This is a genomic window from Pseudomonas baetica (assembly GCF_019733355.1).
Lineage (GTDB): Bacteria > Pseudomonadota > Gammaproteobacteria > Pseudomonadales > Pseudomonadaceae > Aquipseudomonas > Aquipseudomonas baetica_A.
Window position 1 is genome coordinate 138001 of record NZ_JAIHLQ010000001.1, and the last position, 16020, is coordinate 154020.

Consider the following 16020-nt stretch of genomic DNA (forward strand, 5'->3'; position numbering starts at 1 on the left):
TGCTCCCCAAACTTAGGCGATGATCTGAGCCTGTCAAAAATGTGTTCGTTACAGGATGTGAAACAATCAGGGTTCGAGTCGGCGCTGCTGGTAGATCCAGTCAACGATCTCACCATCAGGGGTATAACCGCTGACGGTTTCACGCAGAAGTTGACGGACGCGCGAGTAATCATCTTTCTCAACCGCAACAAGCAGTTCGCTCAGCTTGGCCTTCAGCACATCCCACGGCAGGTGATCTTCATTGGCCGTCATGATCATCGGGTGCGGTGTTGCTGCAACGTTGTCGCCGATCAACAATTCTTCGTAAAGTTTTTCACCGGGACGCAGACCGGTAAATTCAATGGCCAGATCACCCTGTGGATTGCGATCAGAACGAATGCTCAAACCGGACAGATGAATCATTTTTTCCGCCAGTTCGACGATTTTGACCGGCTCGCCCATATCCAGAACGAAGACGTCCCCGCCCTGCCCCATCGATCCGGCCTGGATGACTAATTGCGCCGCTTCGGGGATGGTCATGAAATAGCGAGTGATTTTGGGATGCGTGACCGTCAGCGGACCGCCTGATTTGATCTGGCTATGGAATAGCGGAATAACCGAACCAGACGAACCCAGCACATTACCGAAGCGCACCATGGTGAAGCGCGTCTTGTTGACTCGGGAGACATTGGAGTTGTCGCCAAACAATACCGGGGCAATTTCACGGCTCAAAGCCTGAAGAGTCAGTTCGGCCAAACGCTTGGTGCTGCCCATGACATTGGTCGGACGCACAGCCTTGTCGGTAGAAATCAATACGAAGTTTGAAACGCCAGACTGCAATGCTGCCTGGGCAGTATTGAGCGTGCCGATAACATTATTGAGAACACCTTCAGCGATATTGTGCTCGACCATCGGCACGTGCTTGTAAGCAGCCGCATGGTAAACCGTGTCGACCTTCCAGGTTTTCATCACATCCAGAAGCTTGTCCTGATGACGGATGGAACCGAGGATCGGCAATAGCTTGACCGATACAGACTCACGGCAGCCACGCTGCTCCAGTTCGGAAAGAATGCTGTAAAGGTTGAACTCGCTATGTTCAAACAATAACAGCGTGGTCGGCTGCAAGGAAAATATCTGTCGACACAGTTCAGATCCGATGGATCCCCCTGCCCCGGTCACCATGACAATCTTGCCCTTGATACAGCGTTCCAGCAGGTCAGGCTGAGCCGGAACCGCGTCGCGCCCCAGCAAGTCGGCAATATCGACTTCCTGAATGTCCTCGACCTTCACACGCCCACTGGCGAGGTCAGTGAAATTGGGAACACTGCGCACATGCAGGGGGAAACCTTCAAGTAGGTGCAGAATCTCCCGGCGGCGGGCACGTGTAGATGATGGAAGAGCCAGGAGAATCTCCTGAGCCCCAGTCACATCAATCATCTGCTGGATATGTTTGGGCTTATAGACTTGCAGGCCGGAAATGGCACGATCAGCGATGCTTGAATCATCATCGATGAACGCAACAGGCCGCATCACTCGGCCCATGCGCAATGCAGCCACCAATTGATTCCCAGCCACACCGGCACCGTAGATAGCCACTTTCGTCAACCCATCATCGCGGTTGGTGAACGGTACGTGCTGTGCAGCATTGAACCAGTCACCCATGAAGTACTGGCGCATCAACAAGCGCAGTCCCCCGATAATGACCAGGCTCAGCCACCAGTAGTTGAAAATGATCGAGCGAGGGACAACTGTTTCGTGGTTGCTGTACCAATAGACCACCAATGCAAGAATCAGCGAAGACAAACTGACCGCTTTGATGATGGCCACGAGTGCGTCATTGCCAAAGTAACGCATGACGGCACGGTACATACCGAAACGAATGAACAAGGGAATAGCCACGACCGGGGCGCAAACGAACAGCCAAAGATGTACTTTGATCGGGTTGACCATCTCATCAACGCCAAGACGCACGATAAACGCCATCCACAGTGCGGCCCAAACGAGGACTGTATCCGTCAGCACTTGGATCAATCGTTTCTGCCTGCGCGGCAGCGCCAACAAAAATACGCGTAGCTTTCCCATATTCCCTCGCACCAATCTGACCTACTCCATTGGTTGAACCGGCTGACGCATTGTACGGAGTAAAAGATCCGGGTTACAGAAAAAACACGGGCGAAAGCACGCAGACTAATCGATAGAGGCGACCGTCTCGTTTAACACTGGCGGATTTTTTGCGCAACGATGGCGAATCCGGCAACGCCGCCCTTCATGAAAGGAGTTCGGTTGCCGTTGATCAGAAACGCCTGAGGGGCATAGGCCCCGCAGGCGCGGAAAGCCGTACCTATGCAGCAGACTGCTGGGGCTGCTTCTTGCGGAGTATGAGCAGGCACATGACACCCAGCAAATAGCCGATCACCCCGCAGATCGCCAGAAGAGTAGCGGTACGGAAATAGGGCATTTCGAATTGCGCCACTGCCTTATAGTTGCCTGCAGGCATTTCCCAGTACCGGAAGCCGTGAATATCCTTGGCTTGTATTTTGATTCCGCTATCGAGAGTCATCGTCCAGCCTGGAAAGTAAGTTTCATTTTCGAGGAAACCGAATCCGGAGTCAGATTTGACAACATATTGAATCTGGTTGGGCTTATACAACGTAAGCCTTACTCGCTCATGGGCGGCACTGTTCTGCGACTTGATAGCGGCGATGGCCTCTTCCGCACCTGGCTGAGCTTTGAACAGAACCGGCGTCCACGCTTTTTTCGCGTACGTCAGCAAATCAGGATTATCCATGATGTACCGCTGACGAAGAAACTGCATGGGCCCGGAGTAATCCCCCACCATGTAAATACCGGTGAGGTAACCCTGATAGCCATAGACGTAACCGCGGAACTCATCGCTACGCTCGGCCCGAGTGTCGAGGCCCTCGATGCGCTGGGTGAGCAGTTTGGCCGGAGTCTCCAGTGACCCGAACTTGCGGAAATGCTTCTCGCCAGTCTCCAGGCTGTTCCAATAAACCTGACCCGCTTCGATACGTATGAAGTCAGCTACTTGAATTGAGAAAAACAACACGAAAATAATCAGTGGACTCAATTTCAGGCGATGGATGCACAGCGCGACGATAACCCACAGGATCATAACGAGCGAGAAGACAAACGCGTCCTGGTTTACCAGCAACGGATCCACAACGAAGTAAGTCAGTACACCGAAAAGGACAAACCTGATCAGACGATCTTTCACCACGCCAAAGCTGCTTGCCTTGTACTCCTGATAACCGAGCATGGCGAAATATATAAGCGCCAGCGCAATAAACCCACGATAGTCAGCACTCGGGAATCGGCTGTAACCCAGAGGTGGAAACAACCTGACGATGATGTCGAAAGCCCAGCCACCCATAGCCATGAGCAATGTACAGCAGGCAACAGCCGCCATTCCCAGATTGCGTTTGAATATGCCCATGTTCACGAAAAAGATGAACACGAACGGAATGATCAGAATGTGCAGCGACCGCATCGAAACATCATTGGGAAGCCCGGCATAATCAATGCGCTGCATCAGACTCGTCAAATTCACAGGTGAAAAAAACGTTTTCGCCAGGCTGCCAGCCTCAGAGGATCTGGCAATCTCCCCCTTGAGCATCAGCACTGGGAAAAATGCCGGCGACGCCATTATCACGCCGCTCATCATCAGTGCGCCGCCAATGACAAAGTGTTTCCATGAACATTCTCTGGCAACAGCGGAGACAAAAATCAAAACGAATGAAATGAACAACATGCTGATCGAAACGCCCGGATATCCGCCTGTCCACTGAAACAGCAACATCAGCGGAAGGATAATCACCGGAAACGGTTTGACACCGTTCTTCATGAGATCTACCAGACCCGCAAAAATCCACGGTAGAAATACAAAACTGCGCACGATATCAAGGTGTTCAGAGTTGCAGAAAAATCCGCCAAACAAGTTATAGGCAACACTGCCAATCGTGGCGGTTAAAACATCATGGCCCGCTTTGCGCAAAAGCACGTAGGCGCCAATGCCTGCAAAAAACACATGAAGCACTTGAAATACAACCGCCGCATGTACGGTGTAGGGCACGTCAAATACATAAAAGAAATAGTTTGGCAAATAAAACAGACCCGACTGCATGTTCATCAGCAGTGGGTAGCCCATTCCCTGGAAAGGAACCCACAAGGGGAACTGTCCTAATTGCAGGGACGTCAGCCAGTAATTGGGAACGGCATGGTAGGTGATTGAAAAGTCCCAAGGAAAGACATTTTGCCCAAACACATGATCGTAAAAAACGTACAAATTCAAAAAAGCCAACAAAGCGATCACGAACAGCCATGACGGAAGCGAGCGAAACAGGGAGTTCAACTTTTTGGCAAAATGAATCAAAAGAAAAACCAGCAGTGCTGCAGCAACGCCAGCCGCCGCGCTCAATAATGCCCTGGCCTTGCTGAACTGACTCACATCAAAATGCAGTTCGAGCTCAGGATCAAAAGCGTCCGCGTGCATGTCAATAACGGTTTTGCCAGAGACGCTGTCTATCTTCTCAATTTGATTGAGCGGCTTGAATGACACTCCGCCTGACAGCAACTCCACACCGAAGAGAGTGACGTTTGTACCCCTGACCTCAACGCTTCCAGGCGAATTGAAAGGATCCCAGCGAACGGGAGATGCCACAATTGAAAGTGGATAAGCCAAGTGATTATCGCCTTTCTTCACAGCCAACTGCAGGGAGTTTTCTTCGCTGTAACTTATCCCGTCATTAAAAAACATTTGAGACACGCCGGACACACTCGACACCACGTCAATATTCAGGACGGGGCGACTAAAAGGCGAAACAAAAATCATGAAACCAAACAAAACCGCAAGAACCAGAATGCCGCGGCAATACTCCGCAAGTGTTTTTTTCTGGAGAATGTAAGAACGGAAAAAAGCATTCATATACAAAAGACAAACTCTTGGATTTTTAGGAATTCGGAAAAAAACGCTTGCAAAATACAGCACTAGTGCAAAAAAAGCGAGGCATGGTGGCACGCTTCCAGCGCTGACTTATCAACAGTTTATTGCTATCGCACGGTCTCATCCCCTCGGCAAAAAGCCCTGCGCTTACTCCACCCCTTACGCGTCGCGGAGGTCATTTTTCCGCAGCCGCCGATGCTCGAGTTAAGGACGCCGCGCCTGCTCTGCCAATTGTGAAATAAGCCTTTGCCCTTTATCATGCGGGCAGCCAAAAATTCTGGATAAACCATGGACGCCAAACAACAAATCCCTCTCTTTTCAGCCGTTGCCGCAAACGCGGGCATCGATTTTTCCGAACCCCTCATGCGTGTCGTCAATCGTCACTGGTACATCATGGGTGAAGAGGTCAAAGCGTTTGAGCGCGAATTTGCCGACTACGTTGGAGTAGAGCACTGCATTTCCGTTGCCAATGGCTCCGAAGCCCTGGAAATCGCGTTGCTCGGCATGGGAGTTGGCCCTGGTGATCGCGTCGTCACCGTCGCTAATGCCGGATTCTATAGCAGCACTGCCATCAGAGCAGTTGGCGCCGAGCCGGTTTACGTCGATGTCGACGCCAGCACGCTTACTATGCGCCCTGAATCGCTGAAGCAAGCGTTGAGCAAGCCGGCGAAAGTTGTCATCGTCACGCATCTTTATGGCCAACTGGCAGATATTCAGAATCTCGCTTCGATCGCCCGAGCATCGGGCGCAGCGGTGCTGGAAGACTGCGCCCAATAACATGGTGCTCGCTCGCAAGACGGCCAATGTGGCTCCTATGGCGACCTTGCCTGCTTCAGCTTTTACCCGACGAAAAATCTCGGTGCACTGGGGGACGGAGGTGCGATCGTCACATCCTCGCCAGAGATTGCCGATCGTTTGCTTAAGTTGCGGCAATATGGCTGGGCATCCAAGTACCACGTGACCGTGCCTCTGGGGCGCAATAGCCGACTGGATGAGATGCAGGCCGCCATCTTGCGCGTCAAGCTTCCACTGCTCGACCAATGGAACGCAGAACGCCGATCCATCGCGAAGAAATACTGTGAAGCTTTCGCAGCACTGCCGGTGAAATTGCCCGCCAGCCTGGGCGATGACTTTGTCGCACACTTGTTTGTATTGCGAGTGGAAAACCGCGAAGACTTCACCCTTTATTTGAAAGAACACGGCATCAGCACCGACATTCACTATCCTGTTCCCGATCATTGGCAAACAGCTTATACATTGAATCAGTCGATCAGTTTGCCGGTTACTGAATCCGCCAGTTCGAAACTTGTTTCGCTTCCGTGCTTCCCTGGCTTGACCAATGAGCAAATTGCTCGCGTCATCGAAGTCGTCTGCAACTTCTTCAAACAGGGGGTTTAGTGTGTTATCGCTTGTTATTCCAGTCTACCGCAACGAAGAATCAATCCCTTCGTTGCTACAAGCGATAGAAGACCTGAACACTAAACTCCAAGGTGAACTGGAAGTAGTATTTGTTGTAGATGGTAGTCCAGACCGTTCATTCGAACTGCTGCGCGATGCCCTGCCAACGCAGCCGTTCGTATCACAACTGGTGCTTCTATCGAAGAACTTTGGTTCGTTCATGGCGATCAGGACGGGGCTCCAACACGCCAAAGGCACGACCTTTGCGGTCATGGCGGCAGATCTTCAGGAGCCTCCGAGCCTTGTTCTGACCATGAACGAGGTTCTGAAAAACCAACCTGTCGATGTGGTTGTAGGAGTTCGGGAAAGCCGGGAAGACCCGTTTCTTTCAAAGCTTGCCTCGAAAACGTTCTGGGGGCTTTACAAGCGCTATGTCATTCCGGAAATGCCTGCCGGCGGCGTGGACATGTTCGGCTGCAACCTGGCTTTTCGCGACAATCTTCTGAAGCTGGAAGAGCGCCATAGCTCTCTCATCGCACAGATTTTCTGGCTAGGTTTCCGTCGAGAGGTAGTGCTCTATTCCCGCGTGGCGCGGGAGCACGGCAAATCGGCGTGGACGCTTCGGAAAAAAGTCAATTACCTGATGGATAGCGTTTTTTCCTTTACAGATCTGCCTATCCGCTTATTGATCAGGGTCGGCGCGGCTGGCTCGTTTATTTCGTCGCTGTATGGCATCAGCGTAGTTTTTTCCAAGCTGGCTGGACTCATTGAAGTACCGGGCTACGCGATGACGCTATTCATGATCACCTTTCTGGGTAGCCTCAATTTACTTGGTCTCGGCGTTGTGGGCTCGTATGCCTGGCGAACCTATGAAAATACCAAGGGACGTCCATTGGCAATCCCGATGCAATCCCTTGAATTTGGAGTCAACAAATGACCGATTCACGTAATTTTTTTGTTCATGAGCGAGCGATTTGCGAGTCCCAAACTGTTGGGGCCGGATCGCGAATCTGGGCATTTGCACATGTACTCCCGAATGCAGACATCGGTGAAGACTGCAATATTTGTGATCATGTTTTCGTTGAAAATGATGTGGTTATCGGTTCTCGCGTGACACTTAAGTGTGGCGTGCAGGTCTGGGACGGCATCACCATTGAAGATGATGTGTTTGTCGGGCCAAACGTGACATTCACCAATGATATCTTCCCACGCAGCAAGGTTTATCCGACCGAGTTCGCCAGGACCATCATCAGAAAAGGCGCCTCGCTAGGTGCCAACTCGACCATTCTGCCTGGCATTACCATCGGCTCATCGGCAATGGTCGGCGCAGGTTCGGTTGTCACCAAATCGGTGCCACCTAACGCGATCGTTGTAGGGAATCCGGCAAAGATCATTGGCTATGTCGACGCCAAAGCGACGAATGCCACGACAGTCGAAAGCCCTAGCAAAGTGGGAGCGTCTGAAGTTTACCCTTGCGGCGTGACCCTGCATCGCATGCTTGAAGCGGTCGATATCCGCGGCAGCCTCAGCGTCGGGGAATTCGAGCGAGACATTCCTTTTTCAGTGAAACGATATTTCCTCGTTTCAAATGTTCCTACCGCTGAAACCCGCGGTGAACACGCGCACCGTGAATGCCATCAGTTTTTGATCGCGGTGAAAGGGACCGTCCATGTGGTCGCCGACAACGGTACAAACCGGCAAGAGTTTGTGCTCGACTCCCACACTCTTGGCTTGTTCCTGCCTGCAATGACGTGGGGCATTCAGTACAAATACTCGTCTGACGCAGTGCTCCTGGTATTTGCTTCCGAACATTATGAGGCAAGCGACTACATTCGCGATTACGACCAGTTCCTGCTGGAAAAGAAAGACGCCGGGCAGCTGTGACGTGAATCTGAAAAAACTGACCGAGATAAAATTTTTCCGCTTCTTGCTGACCGGCGGACTCAACACCGCCGCCACTTACGCGCTCTATCTGATACTGCTTAACTTCTTCGCTTATACGACAAGTTATTCGATCAGCTACGTATGCGGGATTCTATTGGCCTTTCTTCTAAGCCGATACGTTGTATTTAAAGAACACCAGGGATTGAAATCGGTCATTTTTTTCCCACTGATTTACCTGGCACAGTATCTGTTCGGCTTATTCGTCGTGTGGTTCTGGGTAAGGATTCTATTCTTGCCGGAATTTCTGGCACCACTCGCTGCCATTGTTCTTTCGCTACCCCTGACCTACACGTTGAGCAAGCTTGTTTTCATAAAACCGAAACACTCTGAACCCAAAGTCTGATCAGGTGCGAACGCCAACCGCATTACATCCTTAGCACAAGGAATAAACCGCCCATAAAAAAGCCGATGTGGATAATACGCTCGCTGTCTCGAACGTATCAGCCTCATCGGCTTTTTTATTGCTCATTCCCTGGCTTAGGCAAGCGCCCTTTCAGAAAGCAGCGCTTGCTCCAACGCACTTACTCCTGCCCTTCAGAGCTTGCCGAGCGATAACCCTCGCAAGACTTGGCGGCTCGGTCCTTGGCGAGAGAATAAGCCTCGTGCAATGACTTGTGCCGCTCCAGACGAACACTCGGATCGGCGGGAGTACGGAACAGTGAAGTGGTTTTCGCAACGTAGGTGAACGTGTTGCCGTAACCATACCTCAGCCACAGATTCCAGTCCTCGAGGTGACTCATATCGGTTTCGAACCCGCCCCGCTCCAGGTAAAGCGAGCGCTGAAACAGCAGGGACTGAATCGGAATGAAGTTGTGATCCAGCAACGTATCGTAGTCATACTCGTGTTTGTAGTATGACGGCGTCTCATGACTGACTTCGGTGTAGCGTCCGTCAGCTGCGACGTTAGTGCCTACTTCCATTGCCGGCGAGTAAGCCGCCACCGAATCGGGTTTATTGGCCAAGGCCGCAACCAGCACCTCGACGTGATCGGAAAACAGCAGATCGTCGTCATCCAGGAACATGCAGTAAGTGCCTTTGGCCATTTCCAGGCCGTAGTTGCCGGTGACGGACCGGCCGACTTTGTCCATGCCATAGAAACGAATGGCGCGGCCTTCAGGACGCTGGAATTCGGCAACCAGCTCCTTCATCGTTTCACCTCCATCCTCTACCACCACCAGCTCGACATTCGGATAGGTCTGATTCAAAACCGACATGATCGACTGGCGCAGGAACTCGTTCCGATTACGGTAAGTTCGAGTAACGATCGTTACCAGCGGCACTTCGGCCAGAGGCTCTCCTACCGTCCAGAATGCCCCGTCGCGGATCATTTCATAGTCAAAACCGCGGAACGGAAAGTAGGCCTGGCTGTTCGAGCCTTTGCCGGACAGAAAGTGTGGAAACTTACGCACGATCTTGCGGATATTGGCGACCAGATCGCGACGCACACCCGCGTAGACTTCAGGTCGGAACAGCAAGGCACTTTGCAGCACCAGCGCACCAAACTTGTCGCTGACATCGCCATAGCGCAGACGCAGGTAGGCATTCGCCAACGTACTGCCGGTAAACTGGATCGGCTTGACGTGATTTTCATGTTCATAGGTGTAGTGATAGACCACCGCTGAAGGGCAATACTTCAACTGATAACCGTATGAACGGAACCGGTAAGACAATTCGACATCTTCGCCATACATGAAAATTTCGTGTTCGTAGCCGCCGACTTTTGCGTAGGCCGAACGTCGGATCAGAATACAGGCATGGGAAGACCAGTTGGTCTCATGGGTGACCGGATCGTAGTATTTAGGATGCTCATAGGGCGCTTGGCGCAATTCCCAGGATGCAACGGCTCCCAACTTATCCGCGTTCGCAGTCGCAACTACCTTGGCAATCGAATCAGGTGCAAAGACGATGTCGATGTTACTGATCAGAATAAATTCCGATTGTCCGGACTTGATCGCCCTGTCATGCCCCAGACCAAAACCAACGTTCTCACCTTGAACGACTTCAAACCCTGCAACCTCAGCGCCAAGCAGTGCTTTCCAACGGAGCAAGTCCTCAACGGTGCTGTCTTTGGAGCCGTTATCGACGAAACACAGATTCAAATGCTGGAGTGGATAGTCCTGTGCCTTCAGGGAGGCGAAGAATCCATCCACCCATTTGCTGCTGTTATAGGTAACGATCGAGACATCAATGATCGGCTGTACATCGAACACAGGCACATCCAGCGAGTAGCCAAAACGCCGGTCGGCAATGACTTGCAACGACTTCAGATTGTGTTGCGAGTTGATGACTCGCATGAATTTGGCTTGCACAGCCTTGATGCAATGCCTCAATCGCATGCGCACGCCAATCAGAAATGGCAACCGCTGATAAATAGGCCGCAGCACGGCGCGAGGATTGCTGAGCCTGTTTCGAAGCGTCCACAGCACACGCCGGCCACCGCGAATGGGTCGGGTAAGGCGCCAGGACTTCGAGGCATAAACATCATCGAGTGTGCGTTTGAGCTCTTCAACTTCCGCTTTGCTCGATTCAATCTGCTGTTGCAGCGACTCGCGCTCAATAAGCAGCAGCTTCTGAATCCGCACAGATTCTTCATTGCCCAAATACGGGTATTGCAACGCCCCGGTAAAGTTACCTTCTATGATCGAGAGCTGATCATTGGCCACCAGCAACTCATGCCTGACAGCTGCCAGCTCGCTTTGGGTGGCCAGATACGTTTCACTCAGCGTGGAAAGATCGACCTGGGCTTCCTCTGCCTTGCCTTCCAGCCAACTGATATAGGACTGCTGACGGAAACTCTCAAGATCCGGATCAAACGCGTTTCTCGACAGGTCGACAGGCAGCGCTCGCGGCAACCGGGAAAGGTGCGCCGATGGTTCACGGAATTGCGCCTCGCTCAGAAAGTAGCGTACCCGCGCGAAGTCCAGAACCTGCGCGCGCAAATCCCGGGTGCAAGGTGCCACAGCGCCATGAGCCTGCCACAACGCCGGGAGGTCCTGCGGTTGTTCGACATCAATGGTCAAACCTGTCCCGCTGTAGGGAGCCTTACCGAGGGTATAAACGGTTTTCCCGGCCAAAGCGGCTTCGAAGCCTGCGGAGGAGTTGATGGTGAATACCACATCGGCGTCAGCGATCAGATCCGCGATGTTTTCTTCCTTGCCCGCCACTTGGACATGCTCAGGCAGATCCGGCACTTCATCCAGAGGATGGGGCTTGACGATGACGGTGAACGGCGCGCCCTCAATCGAAGCCAGAACATGTCGAACATACTCGTCCATGCTGGCAAACGGCGATCCCATGATGATATTGGAATCGTCTTGAACCTGAAGCAGGATCAACACCGTCGGGACACGACCGGAATCCTGGCGAGGATAACTTTCTTCCATCTGTGCCAGGTTCGCCAAGGCGGCAACGCTTGGTACTCCGCCGGACTTCTGTTGGTACTCGAGGAATTCCGCGCTGAAGCCACTTCGCGCATTCACGCCGCGACTATCGGAGTAGTAAGCCATCGGATTGGGCGCACGAAGCATGCCCAGTTCGTTGAACAACAACGGTATGCCTGCAGCTGAACACGCAGTATCGAGACTGCCGTCGTAGTTCCAGCAGAACATCAGGTCCGGCTCGACATTGTCCAGGAGTGAAGCTACGAATTGATCGTGAAAGTCCAGTGGCTGCTGTTCAAGCAGGCATTTCCAATCACTCATCCACTCGGCATTTCCGGCCTGCGGATAATCAAGATTGTAGGAGGACGGACTGATCCAGTCGTATTTGAAGTCCGGATACTGCTCGCTCAGTTCATTGGAGCCGACAAAAACACATTCCCAACCCTTATCGGCAAATGTATCGGCGAGCGGCAGATAAATGTCGACGATGCTGCTGAACAACGTCGGGCGATCCCGCAAGATCAGCGGCAGCGTGTAGAACACCACTCGCTTGTATTTGCGTGAAGCAACTTTGACAGCAGGATCACCGGCCGCGATGCTTTGAGGGGGCACATTGAATTTGACTACGGAATTGGCCGCGACAACCGTACCACGGCCAACTTCCGCACCTGCCAGCACCGATACACTGGCGCCAATCCAAACGTCATCTCCAATGCTCACCTCGGCCAGCCGCATGCCCTGCTCGGTGATCGGCGTGTGCAAATGATATCGATGGGTGGACGAGGTGATGCACACATTGGGGGCGATCAGGACATTCTCACCGATGGTGACTTTGCCACTGCCGTTGATCCACGTTCCGTAATTGACGACCGTCCCGGAGCCAATACGCACGCTGCCTCCCGCACCGCATTCAATGACGACGTTGTCGCACAGCTGAACGCCATCCTCAATGATGCAGTCAGCCGTATCGTCCAGATGAAACTTGACGGTATCCGCGACTTTTGCATTACCAATCTTAAGCATGATTCAAGCAACCTTAACAACGTTGACTGTTGACGGGCAATAAGCGACTCCGACGATCTGACGCCCGCCCGACACGCTGAGTTTGCGCATGGGCCAACGCTGATCCAGTTCAACGCGCTCGCCATCCAGGCTGGCCATACCAATAAAGAGAAAATATTCCCCCGGCGCCACATTGAGCGGGAAGGAAAAACTGACTTTGTGCGCACCGGCATCAAGGTCGAACTTGCACCCGGCCAACAGGGTATTGTCACCGGCCACATCGACACCCTTGGCGTCGCGCAACGAGTAGCCCATCACGACTTCCTTGATGTCCATGGAGGACTGCACATAACAGTGCATGGTGACATCTTCGGTAGGTTCGAAGTGGTTGGTCTGGGTGCCGTCGGCGCTGTAGAAATCCACCGCGTTTATTTTCGCCGCACCTGAACCGAATCGAACTTCCGAGATATCGCCCAATTCCTTTTCGTAGGACACATCGGCATGCAATTCCTCGGCTTCTGGAATCGCTACTGCACTGCTGTTACGAACCTTCTTTTCGTAGTTCTTGGTCGCGGTCAGCACGTCGGTGCTGTAATCGATGATCTGCCCGTTCTGCATCACGATGACTGCCTGACAGAAGCGAATAACCGACTGAGTATCGTGAGAAACGAAGAGGATCGTGGTGCCGCGCTCCTGCATATGTTTCATCTTCAACATGCACTTGAGCTGGAACCCCGCATCACCCACGCTGAGCGCCTCGTCCACGATCAACACATCGGGCTCGACATTGATTGCCACGGAAAAAGCCAGACGCGCAAACATGCCGCTGCTGTACATGCGCACAGGCTGATTGACGAAGTCACCAATGTCGGCAAATTCCAGAATGGCCGCAATACGCGTCTGCATTTCCGCATGGGAGTAACCCATGAGGGATCCTTGGAAATAGATATTCTCGACGCCGGTGTAGTCCGGATTGAAGCCGGCCCCAAGTTCCAGCAGCGACGCAACACGACCCACAACCTGGACTTCGCCGCTGGAAGGCGTGAGTACGCCGGTGAGGATTTTTAACAGAGTACTTTTGCCCGCACCGTTTTTTCCGAGAATCCCCACGGTCTGTCCTTTCTCGACGTTGAAAGAAACGTCAGTCAGCGCGTGGAAATCGTGATGCCGGTGCTTTCCGAAAGGTGAAAGCGCCTCGATCAGGCGGTCAACAGGCTTGTCATAGAGGCGATAAACCTTACTCACGTTACGGACGCAGATTGCGCTCTCATTCACTGCATTCATTACAAAACATCCGCGAAGTGAGGTCTTAATTTTTTGAATGTGCGCCAGCCTATCAGCGCTAGAACGATCAACACTCCCCAAAAGACCAGAGTTTGAGTCGGTCGCTCCCAGAACCAGATATTGCGAATGAGCGAATCCCTGAATCCTTCGACGATGTAGGCAAACGGGTTCAGGCGCAGGTAAGACCCCGCACGCCCCTGAATGGCATCTATATCCCAGAACACCGGGGTCAACCAAAACCCAAACTGCGTAGCCATCGCCACCAACTGACTGAGGTCCGGGAAGAAGATCACTACTGAGCTGGTAATCCACGCAATTGCCAGGAGCAGCATGAACAGGCAGGCGATGTAATAGCCGACTTGCAACCAGTACAGATTTGGCTGATAGCCATAAATCACGAACAGCAGCAGCAGGATGAACACGAAGAAAATGTGTACCAGTACCGCTGAGGTGAGCTTGACCAGTGGCAACAGAGAAACCTTGAAGACAATTTTCTTGACCAGAAAACTGTTCTCCTTGACAGCCGTACAACCGGAATTCAATGCCTCGACTGTAAAGAACCACGGCACCAGCCCGCACACCAGCCAGAGGACGAAAGGAAAGTCGCCATGAGGTGCTGCCTTGAAGCCGAACTGAAACACGAACCACAGGATCAGCGTTGTCGCGCACGGCTGAATAAAGACCCACAAGAAACCAAGATAGTTGGTCAAATAGCGGGCGCGGAGATCATTTGAAACCAGGCTCAACAAAATCCTGCGATCCGCCAGCATCGTCCTCAACCAGTTCATTGAAAGTCACCGTGTGTCACAAACACATTCACCACCACTTCAAAACCACCGCATGACATCATGAATTCCATTTAACGATCCGGGCTCATCGACTTAAGTTTTTTCCGATTTCCGGAATTGATACGGGCTCGGCTTTATCTGCACGAACCGGCAATCTGGATTTGAAATTCAACATCCGTTTCTCAACCAGATGCCAGGACAGGTAACCGAGCATCAGCGTAATAACGATCGTCACGCCCAGATAAAGCGGATACGAAATATCCGGAAATTTGAATAGAACGAACTGTTGCACCGGGAAAGCGTAGATATAGACCCCGTATGAACAGTCCCCTATCCGGTTGACCCAACTACCCAGCCAGCTGCTGGATAAACCGTAGGCCAACACCACATACGGCAGGGTGAACCACAGCAGGCCTTTGGAAACCTGCACATAGGGTGCAAGCAGGATCGTTGCCATTATCAGCACGCAAACGCCGGAGAGACTGAACCAGCGCTCAAGCCGCCATTTCGCATAACAGGCACCGATCATGAAATAGATGCCGGTGAGAAAAACATACTGGACACCGGTCCCGTATATCACCACCAAAGGGGTCTCGCGCCAGCACCAAAAAATCACTATCGCTGCAAACAGCGCAGTCGTGGCAGTATAAATCCAGCGCCCGCCCTTCAATGCCATTCCCAGGCCCATCACCACCAGGTACATGAAAAACTCGATGGGCAAACTCCACAGCGAACCATTGACGACGCGGGGGAGTTTCGCGTTTTCAAGAACACCAGGAAGAATGAACACCGGTTTCAAGAAAATGTTTTTCAGATAACCCCACGTGAGCGGTTGTGCAAAGTACTCACGAACCGTCAGCGTGGAAAACAGGGGACCCAGGATAAAAGCGCTGGCAACCACTACGACAATCAATGCAGGAAAAATCCGCAGTGACCGCTTCATCAGAAATGCTCTGGCGTGGGGCGTGGAGTCCCAGCTCTTTACGATCAGATAACCGCTGATGATGAAAAAAATGTTGACGCCAAGACTGCCATAGGTCGAGTCCATAAACCCGACAGGTAAATTGCCATACAAATCAAAAGAGTGTGCGTAAAGAACCATCAGCGCAGCAACCAGCCGAAGCAGATTTAAATTGTTATCCTTGTGCTGCATTTATAACTGCTCCGACACTCATTGAACTGAACAAGGCAATTGGGCTGAATTGTCGTAAGAGTCTTTGAATATTGGCCCGCAATACGACACCCTCTTGCATGTCAATCCTGAAAATTCCGCATATTCGCCGAA

The 16020-nt window shown here is 52.2% G+C and carries 9 protein-coding genes and 1 pseudogene; 4 read left to right on the plus strand and 6 right to left on the minus strand.

All coding sequences use genetic code 11. From position 1 onward, the window contains the following. Positions 1–66: 66 nt before the first annotated feature. Positions 67–2061: a nucleoside-diphosphate sugar epimerase/dehydratase gene (locus tag K5E40_RS00655; protein ID WP_221729241.1), complete on the minus strand. Its 1995-nt coding sequence runs from the start codon at positions 2059–2061 to the stop codon at positions 67–69. A gap of 259 nt (positions 2062–2320) precedes the next feature. Further along, positions 2321–4921 carry a hypothetical protein gene (locus K5E40_RS00660; RefSeq protein WP_221729242.1) on the minus strand — a complete coding sequence of 867 codons (2601 nt, stop codon included), beginning with the start codon at positions 4919–4921 and terminating at the stop codon, positions 2321–2323. A 411-nt stretch (positions 4922–5332) separates the two neighbouring features. Here K5E40_RS00660 and K5E40_RS00665 point away from each other — a divergent pair. From K5E40_RS00665 to K5E40_RS00680, 4 genes and pseudogenes are all read left to right on the plus strand, one after another. After that, a pseudogene (locus K5E40_RS00665) lies at positions 5333–6337 on the plus strand (DegT/DnrJ/EryC1/StrS family aminotransferase). After that, a complete protein-coding gene (locus K5E40_RS00670; protein WP_221729243.1) occupies positions 6279–7274 on the plus strand; it encodes a glycosyltransferase family 2 protein in 996 nt (331 codons plus the stop codon). The pseudogene K5E40_RS00665 and the gene K5E40_RS00670 overlap by 59 nt, the downstream one beginning before the upstream one ends. Beyond that, positions 7271–8221 (plus strand): WxcM-like domain-containing protein, encoded by a 951-nt coding sequence (locus tag K5E40_RS00675; RefSeq protein WP_221729244.1) that lies wholly within the window; start codon positions 7271–7273, stop codon positions 8219–8221. The genes K5E40_RS00670 and K5E40_RS00675 overlap by 4 nt, the downstream gene beginning before the upstream one ends. A gap of 1 nt (position 8222) precedes the next feature. Beyond that, the gene (locus K5E40_RS00680; protein ID WP_311775934.1) at positions 8223–8624 is read left to right on the plus strand and encodes a GtrA family protein; all 402 of its coding nucleotides are present in this window, start codon (positions 8223–8225) and stop codon (positions 8622–8624) included. 178 nt (positions 8625–8802) lie between these two features. Here K5E40_RS00680 and K5E40_RS00685 read toward each other — a convergent pair whose 3' ends face one another. The 4 genes from K5E40_RS00685 to K5E40_RS00700 form a co-directional block, all read right to left on the minus strand. Next, complete coding sequence (locus K5E40_RS00685; protein WP_221729246.1) at positions 8803–12684, minus strand: glycosyltransferase; 3882 nt, start codon at positions 12682–12684, stop codon at positions 8803–8805. 3 nt (positions 12685–12687) lie between these two features. Then, positions 12688–13947 carry an ABC transporter ATP-binding protein gene (locus tag K5E40_RS00690; RefSeq protein ID WP_221729247.1) on the minus strand — a complete coding sequence of 420 codons (1260 nt, stop codon included), beginning with the start codon at positions 13945–13947 and terminating at the stop codon, positions 12688–12690. Next, positions 13947–14735 (minus strand): ABC transporter permease, encoded by a 789-nt coding sequence (locus K5E40_RS00695; RefSeq protein ID WP_221729248.1) that lies wholly within the window; start codon positions 14733–14735, stop codon positions 13947–13949. The genes K5E40_RS00690 and K5E40_RS00695 overlap by 1 nt, the downstream gene beginning before the upstream one ends. 85 nt (positions 14736–14820) lie before the next feature. Next, complete coding sequence (locus K5E40_RS00700) at positions 14821–15888, minus strand: acyltransferase (protein ID WP_221729249.1); 1068 nt, start codon at positions 15886–15888, stop codon at positions 14821–14823. Positions 15889–16020 lie beyond the last annotated feature (132 nt).